This window comes from Mycobacterium ahvazicum, from assembly GCF_900176255.2.
Taxonomy (GTDB): Bacteria; Actinomycetota; Actinomycetes; order Mycobacteriales; family Mycobacteriaceae; genus Mycobacterium; species Mycobacterium ahvazicum.
Genome location: NZ_FXEG02000005.1, coordinates 301,314 through 313,455 on the forward strand (window position 1 = coordinate 301,314; position 12,142 = coordinate 313,455).

At 67.0% G+C, this 12,142-nt stretch carries 12 protein-coding genes, 1 tRNA gene and 2 pseudogenes; 7 read left to right on the forward strand and 8 right to left on the reverse strand.

Translation table 11 applies throughout. The annotated features are described in order from the left end of the window. Positions 1-2 precede the first annotated feature (2 nt). Positions 3-1,166 (reverse strand): aromatic ring-hydroxylating oxygenase subunit alpha, encoded by a 1,164-nt coding sequence (locus MAAFP003_RS22445; RefSeq protein ID WP_423790951.1) that lies wholly within the window; start codon positions 1,164-1,166, stop codon positions 3-5. 117 nt (positions 1,167-1,283) lie between these two features. On the opposite strand from MAAFP003_RS22445, the gene MAAFP003_RS22450 reads away from it, so the two are divergent. The 3 genes and pseudogenes from MAAFP003_RS22450 to MAAFP003_RS22460 form a co-directional block, all read left to right on the forward strand. Beyond that, positions 1,284-1,895 carry a TetR/AcrR family transcriptional regulator gene (locus MAAFP003_RS22450; RefSeq protein ID WP_096289899.1) on the forward strand — a complete coding sequence of 204 codons (612 nt, stop codon included), beginning with the start codon at positions 1,284-1,286 and terminating at the stop codon, positions 1,893-1,895. Between the two features lie 224 nt (positions 1,896-2,119). Next, a pseudogene (locus MAAFP003_RS22455) lies at positions 2,120-2,606 on the forward strand (aldehyde dehydrogenase family protein); the annotation flags it as partial. Positions 2,607-2,669: 63 nt separating this feature from the next. Next, positions 2,670-3,001: pseudogene (locus tag MAAFP003_RS22460) on the forward strand (NAD-binding protein); the annotation flags it as partial. A gap of 183 nt (positions 3,002-3,184) precedes the next feature. On the opposite strand, the gene MAAFP003_RS22465 reads toward MAAFP003_RS22460, so the two are convergent. The 5 genes from MAAFP003_RS22465 to MAAFP003_RS22485 all read right to left on the reverse strand — a co-directional run bounded on the left by MAAFP003_RS22465 (position 3,185) and on the right by MAAFP003_RS22485 (position 7,582). Beyond that, positions 3,185-3,257 (reverse strand) — tRNA-Ala (locus MAAFP003_RS22465). Positions 3,258-3,307: 50 nt separating this feature from the next. Next, positions 3,308-4,333, reverse strand: coding sequence for a divisome protein SepX/GlpR (gene sepX / locus MAAFP003_RS22470; RefSeq protein WP_096291344.1), 1,026 nt, complete (start codon positions 4,331-4,333; stop codon positions 3,308-3,310). A gap of 259 nt (positions 4,334-4,592) precedes the next feature. Then, complete coding sequence (locus MAAFP003_RS22475) at positions 4,593-5,246, reverse strand: GNAT family N-acetyltransferase (RefSeq protein WP_207768594.1); 654 nt, start codon at positions 5,244-5,246, stop codon at positions 4,593-4,595. 21 nt (positions 5,247-5,267) lie between these two features. Continuing rightward, positions 5,268-6,560, reverse strand: coding sequence for a molybdotransferase-like divisome protein Glp (gene glp, locus MAAFP003_RS22480; protein ID WP_096289900.1), 1,293 nt, complete (start codon positions 6,558-6,560; stop codon positions 5,268-5,270). 107 nt (positions 6,561-6,667) lie between these two features. Beyond that, a complete protein-coding gene (locus MAAFP003_RS22485; RefSeq protein WP_096289901.1) occupies positions 6,668-7,582 on the reverse strand; it encodes a UTP--glucose-1-phosphate uridylyltransferase in 915 nt (304 codons plus the stop codon). 76 nt (positions 7,583-7,658) lie between these two features. Between MAAFP003_RS22485 and MAAFP003_RS22490 the strand changes: the two genes are divergently transcribed. From MAAFP003_RS22490 to mscL, 4 genes are all read left to right on the forward strand, one after another. Beyond that, positions 7,659-8,249: a 5-formyltetrahydrofolate cyclo-ligase gene (locus MAAFP003_RS22490; protein WP_096289902.1), complete on the forward strand. Its 591-nt coding sequence runs from the start codon at positions 7,659-7,661 to the stop codon at positions 8,247-8,249. 89 nt (positions 8,250-8,338) lie between these two features. Beyond that, positions 8,339-8,677: an FmdB family zinc ribbon protein gene (locus MAAFP003_RS22495; protein ID WP_096289903.1), complete on the forward strand. Its 339-nt coding sequence runs from the start codon at positions 8,339-8,341 to the stop codon at positions 8,675-8,677. A 66-nt stretch (positions 8,678-8,743) separates the two neighbouring features. Next, complete coding sequence (locus tag MAAFP003_RS22500; RefSeq protein WP_096289904.1) at positions 8,744-9,421, forward strand: SAF domain-containing protein; 678 nt, start codon at positions 8,744-8,746, stop codon at positions 9,419-9,421. 65 nt (positions 9,422-9,486) lie between these two features. Further along, positions 9,487-9,948 (forward strand): large-conductance mechanosensitive channel protein MscL, encoded by a 462-nt coding sequence (gene mscL, locus MAAFP003_RS22505; RefSeq protein ID WP_096289905.1) that lies wholly within the window; start codon positions 9,487-9,489, stop codon positions 9,946-9,948. A gap of 32 nt (positions 9,949-9,980) precedes the next feature. On the opposite strand, the gene MAAFP003_RS22510 is transcribed toward mscL, so the two are convergent. Both MAAFP003_RS22510 and MAAFP003_RS22515 read right to left on the reverse strand, forming a co-directional pair. After that, positions 9,981-10,541, reverse strand: coding sequence for a MogA/MoaB family molybdenum cofactor biosynthesis protein (locus MAAFP003_RS22510; RefSeq protein ID WP_096289906.1), 561 nt, complete (start codon positions 10,539-10,541; stop codon positions 9,981-9,983). Continuing rightward, complete coding sequence (locus MAAFP003_RS22515) at positions 10,541-12,118, reverse strand: S1C family serine protease (RefSeq protein WP_096289907.1); 1,578 nt, start codon at positions 12,116-12,118, stop codon at positions 10,541-10,543. Before MAAFP003_RS22515 ends, MAAFP003_RS22510 begins: the two co-directional genes overlap by 1 nt. Positions 12,119-12,142 lie beyond the last annotated feature (24 nt).

Here is a 12,142-nt window from a genome sequence, read left to right on the forward strand (position 1 = left end):
GTTCATTGCAGTGCGACACCGAGTTCCTGTGCCAAGACCCGGATCATGTGTTGCACACCAATTTCGTTGCGGCCGATGATCATATGGTCGTGCTGTCCGTGCCGAACGCCCTCGCCGCACTGGGGCAACATGGTGAAATCCTCGTCACGCACGGCGGCATGCACGTTCTCGTAGACTTCGTCGTAGACGGCGCGCATCTCGTCGTTGGCCGCGGGCACGCGACCCATCCAGCTGTGCCGCACGGTGCAGCGGGTGGGGGCGCCGGCCGGCAGGATGTCGATGATTTCCACACCCAGCGGGCTGTTGGCCAGGACGAGATTTGGATAGATCCAATAGATCACGCCCATGTTCGCTGACGGGTCCCAGGCTCCCGAGGGGTCGTTGTCGAGGTTGACGATCCAATTGAAGGGAAACCCCAGCCGATGGTGCTTTCCGAACTCGTCGTACACCGAGGTGTTGGCGATGGTGTTCTGTCCGATCACACTCTGCCCGTGGACGAATGGGAAATGGTAGCCCTCGGCGAATGCCTCGAGTGCGCCTTTCCAGGACACGTCGGACTCGAACTCGCGTTCAGTGTGATAGCCGTACGAGGAATAGTTCATCAGGGCCAGTTCGGGTGCCATATCACCGAGATGGGCGTCGACGTCGATGTCTGCATCGGCACTCAACACCGCCCAGATGAAGCCGTGGCGTTCTTGGTTGGGCAGCTCGACTAGGCCGTAGTCGGCCTTGTTCATCGTGGCGAAGCCGCTGCTGCCGGGCACCGCGAACAGGTCCCCGGTGTTCTTGTACGACCACGCGTGATACGGGCAGGTGAATCGTGACGCGTTGCCCGTTCCGCAGGCAGGCATCGCGCCACGGTGACGGCAGTAGTTCAGGAACACGTGGCTCTCGCCGTGACGATCTCGGGTGACCAACAACGAATCGCCCAATACCGATCGCACCACGTAATCGTTGGCTTTGGGCAATTGCGCCGACGGCACGATCGCCAGAGGCACCCGCCGCAGGATCTGAGACTCCTCAATCTCGGTGATCTTTGGATCGCGGTAGTAGTGCAGCGGCACCCGCAGCTCGCTGTCGGCCATCTGCGTGGTCTTATCCAGTGCAAAGCGCAGTGCCCGACGGGTCAGGCTCTCGTCGTGGCCGTTGACGGTTGGCTCAATCATCGATGTCATCGGTGCTCCTTGGCTGATGCGGGCTCCTATTCGGACAATACATCTAATACCAACTGTAAAGTCAAGTGGGTTCATTGCCTCGGACTAAGAGAATGCGACGATGCACGGATGCGCAGACATGGCTGGGCCGGAGACATTCCCGCCGACGACGACGAGGCGGCCGCCCGCATGGGGGCGGCCGCCCGACGCACGATCGACGCCGAGGGAACGGTCAGCGTGTCCCAGGTGGCCGAATCCCTCGGCATCACTCGACCCACCCTGTACCGGTACTTCCCCACGTTAGAGGCGCTACTACACGCCACAGCGCTATCGGCTGTCTCTGCGTTTCTCGATCACCTCGCTGCTCACCTGCAACCTCTGACTTCGCCCACCCACGCCGTTGTGGAGGGGATTGCCTACACGCTCGAGCAACTTCCCCACGACAGATACCTGGGCATGGTCATGCAGCCCGGCAAGGCAAGCGCTTTCACTGCCGGCGTGACGGCGGAGGTATCTGTTTCCTTCGGCCGATCGATCCTCAATCGGTTCAATGTCGACTGGGCGGGCGCGGGATTCGACGACGACAGCCTCCAAGAGCTCGTCGAGTTCATGCTGCGCATACTGCAGTCGTTGATCATCGATCCCGGACGGCCACAACGTCGTGGCGAGGAGCTGCGTGCGTACTTGCACCGTTGGGTTGCCCCTGCTGTTCAAGCACACTGCCGAGCGGGCATCGACTGACCACAACCACTCATGAAAATAGCTAACATAGGACGGGCGTCGTCGTAGCGGTAATGCTCCACCTGCTTGAATCCTTTGTCTCGCCGGACAATTCATACAATAGGAAAGCGGCAGGGCTGTGCACTCCTCGATGTCTGGCTACAGCGTCCGCCGTGCGCCGTCGCGGTATTCGATCCCGACGAAGGTGGTTTCGTAGAGAATGTCACCAGACCAGACGGGCCTCGGTGATGTTCGGACCCGTCATCAGCCAGGCCGCCGCCGACCGCATCCTGCAGGCGTTCGATGACGCCGTGTGCGCCCGCGCCGGCGAGCTTCTCACCGGAGGTAAGCGCATCGAAGGTGAACTCGCGCGCGGCTACTACATCGAACCCACCGCCGTCGGCGACGTGGACAACTCCTCGGAATTGGCGCAAACCGAGACATTCGGACCGGTGATCTCCCTCATCAGATTTCGCGACGACGACGAAGCAGTGCGGATCGCCACGACACTTCCTACGGTTTGAACGCCTTCGTGCACACCCGCGACCTCAACCGCCCCATCGGGTCGCGCGTGAACTCGAAGCCGGGTCAGTGTGGGTCAACAAATTCAGCGACATCGAACCCCAGGGCCCCTATGGCGGTTACAAGCACAGTGGGTTCGGTCGCACCGGCGGCCTCGATGGCCTGCGTGAGTTTCAGCGGATCAAAAACATCCGCATTGGCATGAGTTGAGCGTTGCGTGAGAGTCGGATTCATCGGGCTGGGCAGTCAGGTCGGCCCCATGGCGCGCCGGATATTTCGTTCATCGACGCGCCGGTCGGCGGTGGCGGGCCGGCCGCGGCGCAGGGCCGTCTGCTGGTCATGGCCGGTGGTGATGCCGATGTTGTCGACCGTGCCGACCGGTGTTACACCTACGCGGACTCTGTCGTGCACCTCGGCGCCCTCGGCTGCGGGCAAATCACTAAGGTGCTGAACAATCTGCTGTTCACCGCCAACTTGGGCACAGCGGCCAGCGCTCTGTCGCTAGCCAAATCCCTCGACGTGTCCCCGGCCGTCGCAGCGAAGTAGTATCACGCGGCAGCGGAAATAGCTTCGCGCTCAACGCTATAGCCGGAAGCGGAGGCCTTCACCACTGGCGGGCTGGCGGGACCGTCAAACGGCTCAACCAAAGTCGCTCAAAATGCCATTGATCCATCGACCCCGACCACAACTACTGGCGCAACCAACAAAAACGCCCCGGCCGATGGCCGGGGCGATCTGTAACCGATGACGCGACTCAGGTGTAACCCATGACTCCACTCATCGCAAAGTGGAGCTAAGGGGAATCGAACCCCTGACCTTCTCGATGCGAACGAGACGCGCTACCAACTGCGCTATAGCCCCTTGACCCGCTAGAGGCTACCAGTTCTGCAAGGGCGCCAGCACCAACGGCACTACTGGCCGACGGCGCGCGGCAGGTCCCGCGGCCAGCCGTAGTGCTGCTGCGGCATCGCGTAGTCCAGGTGCTCGAAGATCGGGTCCTCGTCGTCGATCTCCAGGACCACCGCGCCGGGCCGGCGCAGCCGCGACGGGACCACGTCGTAGTTGCGGTCGCGGGTGTTTTCCACACCCATGCGCGCGCGGGTCATCCGCTGCGTGCGGCGACGACGGACCTTCTCCTCGATCTTGGTCTGCCGGCGCAGATAGCCCAGGTAAAGCACCGTGATCGCGGTGGCCACGCCGCACACCCACCAGGCGGTGGGGCTGATCTCGAACGCCGCGGTCGCCGAGCCAACCAAGATGACGGCCATCACCATCAACACCTTCTTGCGGAAGGCGTACTTGCGGGCAGTGACGGCGGCCGCGGTCTTGGTGTCGAAGCGGCGGCGACGCTGGGCGCTCGACGGGACCACCCGCTCGCGCAGTCCCGGGTCCTCGTCCTCGGCCTCCGGCTCCAAGCCGGACGAGTCCTCGACGTATTCGTACTCGTCGTCGGGGTGCTCATCGTCGGCTTGCTCGTGCTCGTCCTCGTCGACGGCCGCGAGCTGGGGTTCGGTGGCCGCGGCGCTGGCACCGACCGGGAGTGCGACGGAGTCTTCGACGACGTCGACGTCCAGGTAGTCGGGCTCGGCCGGCTCGGCGGCCGCCATCCTCATCACCACCGGACGGGCGGGGCGCAGTTCCTCGGTCTCGGCATCGTGTTCATCGTCGGTCCCGGCGAGGTCGTCACGCTCCGCATCGTCGAACTCGTCGTCGTCGGCCGAGTCTTCCGGCTGCCAGTGCGGGTCGCTGCGGTGGCCCGAGGCCGGACCGCTGCGCCGCAGCAGGCGGGACCCGGTGCCGTTGAGCACCCGGGTTGCCAGCGCCACGTCACTGGTGCGTCGCACGGCGTCACGCTTGCTGATCAGCATCGGTACCAGCACGAACAGCCAGAGCACCACCAGTGAGATCCATAACAACGACTGCGGGATGCTTGGCATGATGACCTGCTCCTTCTGGTCCGGATCCCCGCGAGGCCGATCGTTGACCTGCGCGGTCGGGACCTGTGACCAGCGCAATTACACACCTGTAATTTGCCTCAATCAAGCATCACACGCCACATATGTCACGTGAGCCACAGAAATATTGCGATTTGTCTTCGGCGGCGAGTTCCCGCACGTCGAGATTGCGGTCATGGTCGCAGTCAGGCGCCGATCACAGCCGTGACGGCAATCTCGCCGCGCACAAGAAGGGAAGAATTTACGCCCAGCGCGCATATCCGGCACGGACCAGCGTCGATGCCACCGATCCGTAGACCTCCTCGGCCGTAATCGCCATCAGGAGATGGTCGCGCCACGCCCGGTCGACCTCGAGATAGCGGCGCAGCAGGCCCTCCTCGCGAAAGCCGACCTTGGCCAGCACGGCCCGACTCGCGAGATTCTCCGGGCGCACGGTGGCCTCCACCCGGTGCAGCATCACCGGCCCGAAGCAATGGTCCAGGCCCAGCGCCAGCGCGCCGGTGGCCACTCCTCCGCCGGTCGCCGAGCTCGGCACCCAGTAGCCGATCCACGCCGAGCGCAGCGCGCCGTGGGTGACGTTGCCGATGGTCAGCTGTCCGCAGAACTGCCCGTCGAGTTCGATCACGTACGGCAGCATGCGCCCGTTGCGGGCCTCGGCACGCAGGCCAGAACACAGCGCCGGCCAGGCCGCGACAGTGTGCCGCAGCGCCCAGTCGCCGTCGGAGGTGGGCTCCCACGGCTCGAGATGCGCCCGGTCGGCCAACCGGTGACGACTCCACTGCGCGCCGTCGCGCATCCGCACCGCGCGCAGCCGGACCACACCGGCCGCGACCCGCAGCGGCCCCACCGACGACGGCCAACCGGGGTGACGGGCGCTAGAGCGCAAGAGGTTCACGGGCGTGCGCAGTCGTCGGAGTCAGCCGCGCTGGGCCAGGAACGCGACGTCGACGATCTCACCGGTGCGAATCTGTTCGGCACCACTGGGAACCACAACTAGACAGTTTGCCTCAGCCAGCGTCGCGAGCAAATGCGACGACGCCCCCGGGGCGCCACCCAACGCCTGCACCAGATACTCGCCACTGTCCTGGTCGCGCATCAGCTGGCCGCGCAGGTAACCCTTGCGCCCGGCCACCGACGTGATCGGCGACAGTGTGCGGGCCTGCACGATCCGCCGCATCGGCTGGCGCTTGCCCAGCGACAGCCGGATCAGTGGCCGCACCATCACCTCGAAGACCACCAAGGCGCTGACCGGATTCGACGGCAACAAGAAGACCGGCACGCCGTCGCGCCCGAGCTGCCCGAAGCCCTGCACCGACCCCGGGTGCATGGCGACCCGGACGACCTCCATGTCGCCGAGTTCGGACAGCACCACCCGCACCGCTTCGGCGGCCGCGCCCCCGACTCCCCCGGCGATCACCACGACCTCGGCGCGATTGATCTGGCCCTGGACGATTTCGCCGAGCTCCTGCGGGTTGTTGGGCACGATGCCGACCCGGTTGACCTCCGCGCCGGCATCCCGGGCCGCGGCCGCCAACGCGTAGGAGTTGACGTCGTAGACCTGCCCGTTGCTCGGCGTGCGCGAGATGTCGACCAGCTCGCCGCCCACCGCCATCACCGACACCCGCGGACGCGGGTGCACCAGGACCCGCTCGCGGCCGACCGCGGCGAGCAATCCCACCTGAGCCGGGCCGATGATCGTCCCGGCCCGTACCGCCACATCGCCGGGCTGGACGTCGTCGCCGGCGCGCCGCACGTAGGCACCCGACGGTGCTCCGCGCAGAATCCGCACCTTCGACGTGCCGCCGTCGGTCCACCGCAACGGCAGCACCGCATCGGCCAGCGTGGGCAGCGGCGCCCCGGTCTGCACCCGGGCGGCTTGGCGTGGCTGCAGCCGGCTCGGCGTTCGCGCCCCGGCCTCGATGGTCCCCATCACCGGCAGGACCAGCCCGCCGGGGCTGTCCTCGTCGGCCATCGGCTCGCCGGGTTCGTCGAGCGCAAGGTCGACGCCCACCTCGCCGATACCCAGTACGTCGACGCTGCGCCCCGCGTAGCCGCCGATCGCGGCCTGATCGAAGCCGGGCAGCGGCCGCTCGGTCACGCCTTCCTCGGCGCACAACAATCCCTGCGCCTCCGCGATGGCAACCCGGATCGGGCGCGGGGCTACCGCGGCCGCCGTTATCCGGGCTTGCTGCTCCTCAACCGAACGCACTCGCCGCGCCTCCCTGCCGTCACCCTGACGGGCGCGCCGTATCGGGCCCGGTGAAAAAGACCGACCCCGATCGCCCGGTGGTTCTCCGGGCCCGGTATGGCGGCCGGCTACTGCTCGTTCAGGCCCAATCGCGCCACCAACCACCGCCGCAACTCCGGGCCGTAGTCGTCACGATCCAATGCAAAGTCAACCGCAGCCTTGAGGTAGCCGCCGGGATTTCCCAAGTCGTGTCGAGATCCGCGGTGCACGACGACATGCACCGGGTGGCCCTCTTTGATCAGCAGCGCGATCGCATCGGTGAGCTGTAACTCGCCGCCGGCGCCGTGGTCGATGCGGCGCAGCGCGTCGAAAATGGCGCGGTCGAGCACGTAGCGGCCGGCCGCGGCGTACAACGACGGCGCCTCGGAGGCCTTGGGCTTTTCCACCATGCCGTTGACTTTGAGGACGTCGGAATTGCCGGCGCCGGGGATGGCCTCGACGTCGAAAACACCGTAGGCGCTGATCTCCTCGGGCGTGACCTCGATGGCGCACAACACCGTGCCCCCGTACTCGGCGCGCACCTTGGCCATCGTCTCCAGCACGCCGGTCGGCAGCACCAGGTCATCGGGCAGCAGCACCATGACGGCGTCCTCGTCGGGCGTCAACGTCGGCTCCACGCAACCGATCGCGTGTCCCAGCCCGAGCGGTTCGGCCTGCACCACCGATTCGACCTTGATCAGCGCCGGCGCCCGGCGCACCTTGGCCAGCATCGCCTTCTTGCCGCGCGCTTCGAGCGTGCCCTCCAGCACCAGGTCCTCGACGAAGTGCGCGACCACGCCGTCCTTGCCCTCCGAGGTGATGATCACCAACCGCTCGGCGCCGGCCGCGGCCGCTTCCTCGGCGACCAGCTCGATACCGGGCGTATCGACGACGGGCAGCAACTCTTTGGGCACCGTCTTGGTGGCCGGCAGGAAACGGGTGCCCAGACCGGCTGCGGGGACGATCGCCGTGTACGGGATCGGGACTTCATCTGGCCGTGACATCGTTCACACCATAGCGCTCAGAGGGGTGGCCGCCGCTGCATGGCAGGCCGAATACCCGTGCTGTCATCGTTGATGCATGACCACTTCGACCAAGGCCACACTGCGCGAGCAGGTGCTGGCGGCTCGAAGTCAGGTCGCCGACGACGTGCACGCCGCCCAGGCGCGGATGCTCAACGAGCAGCTTGCCCTCGCGGTGAGCGGCGGCAGCACCGTCTGCGCCTACGTCCCGGTGGGTACCGAGCCGGGTTCGGTCGAAATGCTGGACATGTTGCTGCGCCACGCGCGGCGGGTGTTGTTGCCCGTCGCGCGCACCACCGGTGACGGCATCCCGATGCGGCTGCGCTGGGCCGAGTACCGGCCGGGTGGGCTCGTCCGCGGCCGCTGGGGCCTGCTCGAGCCGCCCGAGCCGTGGCTGCCGGAGTCTGTCCTGGCCGAGGCGGAGATGGTGGTGGTTCCGGCGCTGGCCGTGGACCACCGGGGCGTGCGGCTGGGCCGCGGCCGGGGCTACTACGACCGCTCGCTGGATGCCAGAAACCCGCAGGCACGGCTGATCGCGATGGTGCGTGACGAGGAGTTCGTCGAAGAGTTGCCGGCCGAACCGCACGATGTGCCGATGACCCACGTGATCACCCCCGGGCGCGGCGTGGTGGCGCTGCCCACGGGGTGATAACGCCCGGGAATGAGACGGATTTCATGGCTGTTTTAGCACTCAGGCACTGTAGAGTGCTAACAAGCTTATCTAACGGAGGTTTTGGAGTGCCGACCTACAGCTACGCGTGCACCGAATGCGATGATCGCTTCGACGTCGTACAGGCCTTCACCGACGACGCCCTGACCACGTGCGAGAAGTGCTCGGGCCGACTGCGCAAGTTGTTCAACTCCGTCGGCGTCGTGTTCAAGGGCAGCGGCTTCTACCGCACCGACAGCCGCGAGTCGGGCAAAAAGTCGTCGTCCAGCTCGAGCAACGGCTCGTCGACCAACGGATCTTCCGAGAGCTCCAGCTCGAGCGAGAAGTCCTCGTCCAGCGAGAAGTCCAGCTCGAGCGACAAGTCCTCGTCCAGCGAGAAATCCACGACGTCGGCCGCGGCCAGCTAGCGGGTTATCCACAGCACCCATCCCGTTGGGGCGCGTTGCGCTGCCCGCCGGGCCTACCGTTGCGGCGTGGCAGAACCATCGCTGAATCCGGCGCTACTTCAGCGATTATCGGCGTCGCTGCGCCCGGACTGGACCCGGACCGTACTGGCCCGCCGGGTGGCGGCGGGCGGGCTCGTCGTGTTGGCCGCGGTCGCGGCGGTGCGCTCGAATCCGGACGGCGATCGCGTCGACGCGGTGGTGGCCACGCGTGACCTGACTCCCGGCACGGCGTTGACCTCCGACGATGTTCGGGTCGAAAAGCGTTTGGCGACAACACTTCCCGAGGGGTCACAAGCAGACCTGAGCGCGGTGGTGGGTTCGATGCTGGCCGGTCCGGCGCGTCGGGGTGAGGTGCTCACCGACGTCCGGCTGCTGGGCAGCCGGCTGGCCGAAGCCGCGATCGGATCGAAGACCGGGCCGGGCGCGCGCATCGTGCCGCTGCATCTGGCCGACAGCGCGCTGATCGACCTGGTGCGTGCCGGCGACGTGGTCGACGTGCTCGCCGCGCCCACCGATTCGCGGCCGGGCACCCAGGCGACCAGCGTGGTGGTGGCCACCGATGCCGTCGTCGTGCTCGTGTCGCCGAAGCAGAAAGTCCAGGCCGCCGATAATGACCGCGTAGTCTTAGTTGCGCTGCCGGCCCGCGTGGCGAACACGGTGGCAGGCTCGGTGCTAGGGCAGGCAGTCACCCTCACCCTGCACTGAGTGCCTGACACCCCGCTCGCCAGAGCACCCGCAGCAAACTATGTCCAGCCCAGAAAGGACGTCGAATGCTCAAGGGGTTCAAGGAGTTTCTCGCGCGGGGCAATATCGTCGACCTGTCCGTCGCGGTGGTCATCGGTACGGCATTCACCGGCCTGGTCACCAAGTTCACCGACAGCATCATTCAGCCGTTGATCAACCGGATCGGCGTCAACCAGCAATCCGATGTCGGCATCCTGAAAATCAGCATCGGTGGCGGCCAGACGATCGACCTCAACGTGCTGGTGTCCGCAGCGATCAACTTCGTCCTGGTCGCCGCGGTGGTGTACTTCCTGGTCGTGCTGCCCTACAACACGTTCCGCAAACGCGGCGAGGTCGAGCAGGCCGACGACGCCCAGGTCGTCTTGCTGACCGAGATCCGCGACCTACTCGCGCAGACCAACGGCGGGGCTTCGTCGGGCCGGCACGGCGGGGCGGGCACCACCCCGCCGCCCGAATACGGGCCGCGCGCGGACGCCGAGTCGCTGTAGGTCCCCGCGGCTTGCACGAGACGCCCGCGACTTTAGATCTCGAGGCTCGATAACTGCCCGATGATCTGTGCGGCGAGCGGATTCAGCGTCGCCATGCCATCGCGCACCGCGTACCGGGAACCGGCAAGGTTGACCACCAGGGTGCTGCCGGACACGCCGGCCAGACCGCGGGACAACCCGGCGTCGATGATTCCCGCCGACAGCCCGGAGGCCCGGACGGCCTCGGCGATGCCCAGGATTTCCCGGTCCAGGATCTCGACGGTGGCCTCCGGGGTGACGTCGCGCGGGGTCACTCCGGTGCCGCCGACCGACACCACCAGATCCACCCCACCGATCACCGCGGTGTTCAGCGCGTTGCGGATCTCGACCTCGTCGGCCGCGACCGCCACCACACCGTCGACCACGAATCCTGCCTCGGTCAGCAGCTCGGTGACCAGCGGCCCGCTGTGGTCTTCTTCGTCCCCGTGGGCGGTGCGATCGTCGACCACCACGACCAGAGCCCGGCCGACTACCAATTCCGCACCCGTATCCATGGGTGCAACCGTATATCCGAGCTCGGACAGGGGCTCGTTCAGAGGCTCGTCGACTCTCATCACTGATCCGCCTTGCCGAGGGTGACCTGCACGGTCCGGCTGCCACCGCCGGGATCCTGGAAGGTCAGCGATACCTTGTCGCCCGGCGCCTTGGAGCGCACCGCGGCGACCAGCGCGTCGGCGCTGCTGATCGGACGATCGTCGACCTTGGTGACGACCACGTTCTTCGGCACGCCCGCGTTCGAGGCCGCGCCGCCGGTCACGACGTCGACGACCTTGGCGCCCGGCGTGCTCTTGTCACTGGTCACCTGCACGCCCAGCGACGCATGCGACGCCTTGCCGGTGCTGATCAGCTCGTCGGCGATGCGCTTGGCCTGGTCGACCGGAATCGCGAAACCGAGGCCGATCGAACCGCTTTGAGCGTCCGGCGAATCCGAACCCAGGGTGGCGATCGCCGAGTTGATGCCGACCAGCTGCCCCTGCAGGTTGACCAGCGCACCGCCGGAGTTACCCGGGTTGATCGCGGCGTCGGTCTGAATCGCGTCCAGCACGGTGTTCTGGTTGCCCGACTCGCCGGTCGTGGACACCGGCCGGTTCAGGGCGCTGATGATCCCGGTGGTCACCGTGCCCGACAAGCCCAGCGGGGAACCGATCGCCATCACGGGCTGGCCGACCCGCACATCGGACGAGGAACCCATCGCGATCGGGGTCAGGCCGGAGACACCCTGCACGCGAATGACGGCGATATCGCTGGTGGGATCGGCACCCACCACGGTGAACGGCGCGGTGCGGCCGTCCGAGAAGGTCACCGTCGTTTTCGGCGCGGGACCACCCGGCCCGCCGGGCGGCGGGCTTCCGGGCGTCGGGCTGCTGGGCGTCGGGCCACCGGGTCCCTTCGGCGGGGCGGCGGCCGCGGCGATGACGTGGTTGTTGGTCAGAATCAGCCCGTCGGACGACAGGATGACGCCGGACCCCTCTTCGGATGCCCGACCGAGGTCGGTCTCCAGCATCACGACGCTGGGCACCACCTTCGCGGCGACCTGTTCGACGGTGCCGGGCGGCATGTTGGCCGCCGGAACGCCGGGTGTGGCGCCCGACGGTCCGCTGCTACCGCTGGCGGTGGTGGAGTGCGTCCCCAGTTCGACGACCGTGGCCGCGGCGCCGCCGATGCCGGCCGACACCACCGCGATCGCCAGCGCACCGGCCATCAGCAGGCCGGCGCGGCCTCGCTTCTGCGGTCGCGGCGGCCCCATCGGCGGCAGCATGCCGGGGATCGGGCCCGTGCCGGTGGCTCCGGGGATCGGCCCTACTCCCGAGCCGCCGGGGATGGGTCCGGCGCCGGTGCTTCCAGGAATCGGGCCCGCGCCGGTACCGCCGGGGATCCGGCCCGGCCCGGTGCCGCTGGGTACCGCGCCCGCCCCGGTGTCACCGAACGGCTCGTACGGCCGACGGTATTGCGAGGTCTGCGACGGTTGTGACTGCTGGCCTTGCTGGTACCGCCAGTCGTACGGCTGGTTGTACGGTTGCTGATGCCCTTGGGCGTACGCGGGAGCTCCACCCGGTTCAAAGGGCTGGTTAGGCGCGCTCGGGTATCCCGGCTGCTGAGGCGGTGGCGAATACCTCGGGTCATTCGTCATAGCGCTAAGTCGCTCTTCCTCTAA

Excerpts from the sequence above, each read along its gene's own strand:
- MAAFP003_RS22445 (WP_423790951.1), bottom strand. The coding sequence starts at position 1,166 with ATGATTGAGCCAACCGTCAACGGCCACGACGAGAGCCTGACCCGTCGG.
- MAAFP003_RS22450 (WP_096289899.1), top strand. The coding sequence starts at position 1,284 with ATGCGCAGACATGGCTGGGCCGGAGACATTCCCGCCGACGACGACGAG.
- sepX (WP_096291344.1), bottom strand. The coding sequence starts at position 4,333 with ATGCCAAGCATCCCGCAGTCGTTGTTATGGATCTCACTGGTGGTGCTC.
- MAAFP003_RS22485 (WP_096289901.1), bottom strand. The coding sequence starts at position 7,582 with ATGTCACGGCCAGATGAAGTCCCGATCCCGTACACGGCGATCGTCCCC.
- MAAFP003_RS22490 (WP_096289902.1), top strand. The coding sequence starts at position 7,659 with ATGACCACTTCGACCAAGGCCACACTGCGCGAGCAGGTGCTGGCGGCT.
- mscL (WP_096289905.1), top strand. The coding sequence starts at position 9,487 with ATGCTCAAGGGGTTCAAGGAGTTTCTCGCGCGGGGCAATATCGTCGAC.
- MAAFP003_RS22510 (WP_096289906.1), bottom strand. The coding sequence starts at position 10,541 with ATGAGAGTCGACGAGCCTCTGAACGAGCCCCTGTCCGAGCTCGGATAT.
- MAAFP003_RS22515 (WP_096289907.1), bottom strand. The coding sequence starts at position 12,118 with ATGACGAATGACCCGAGGTATTCGCCACCGCCTCAGCAGCCGGGATAC.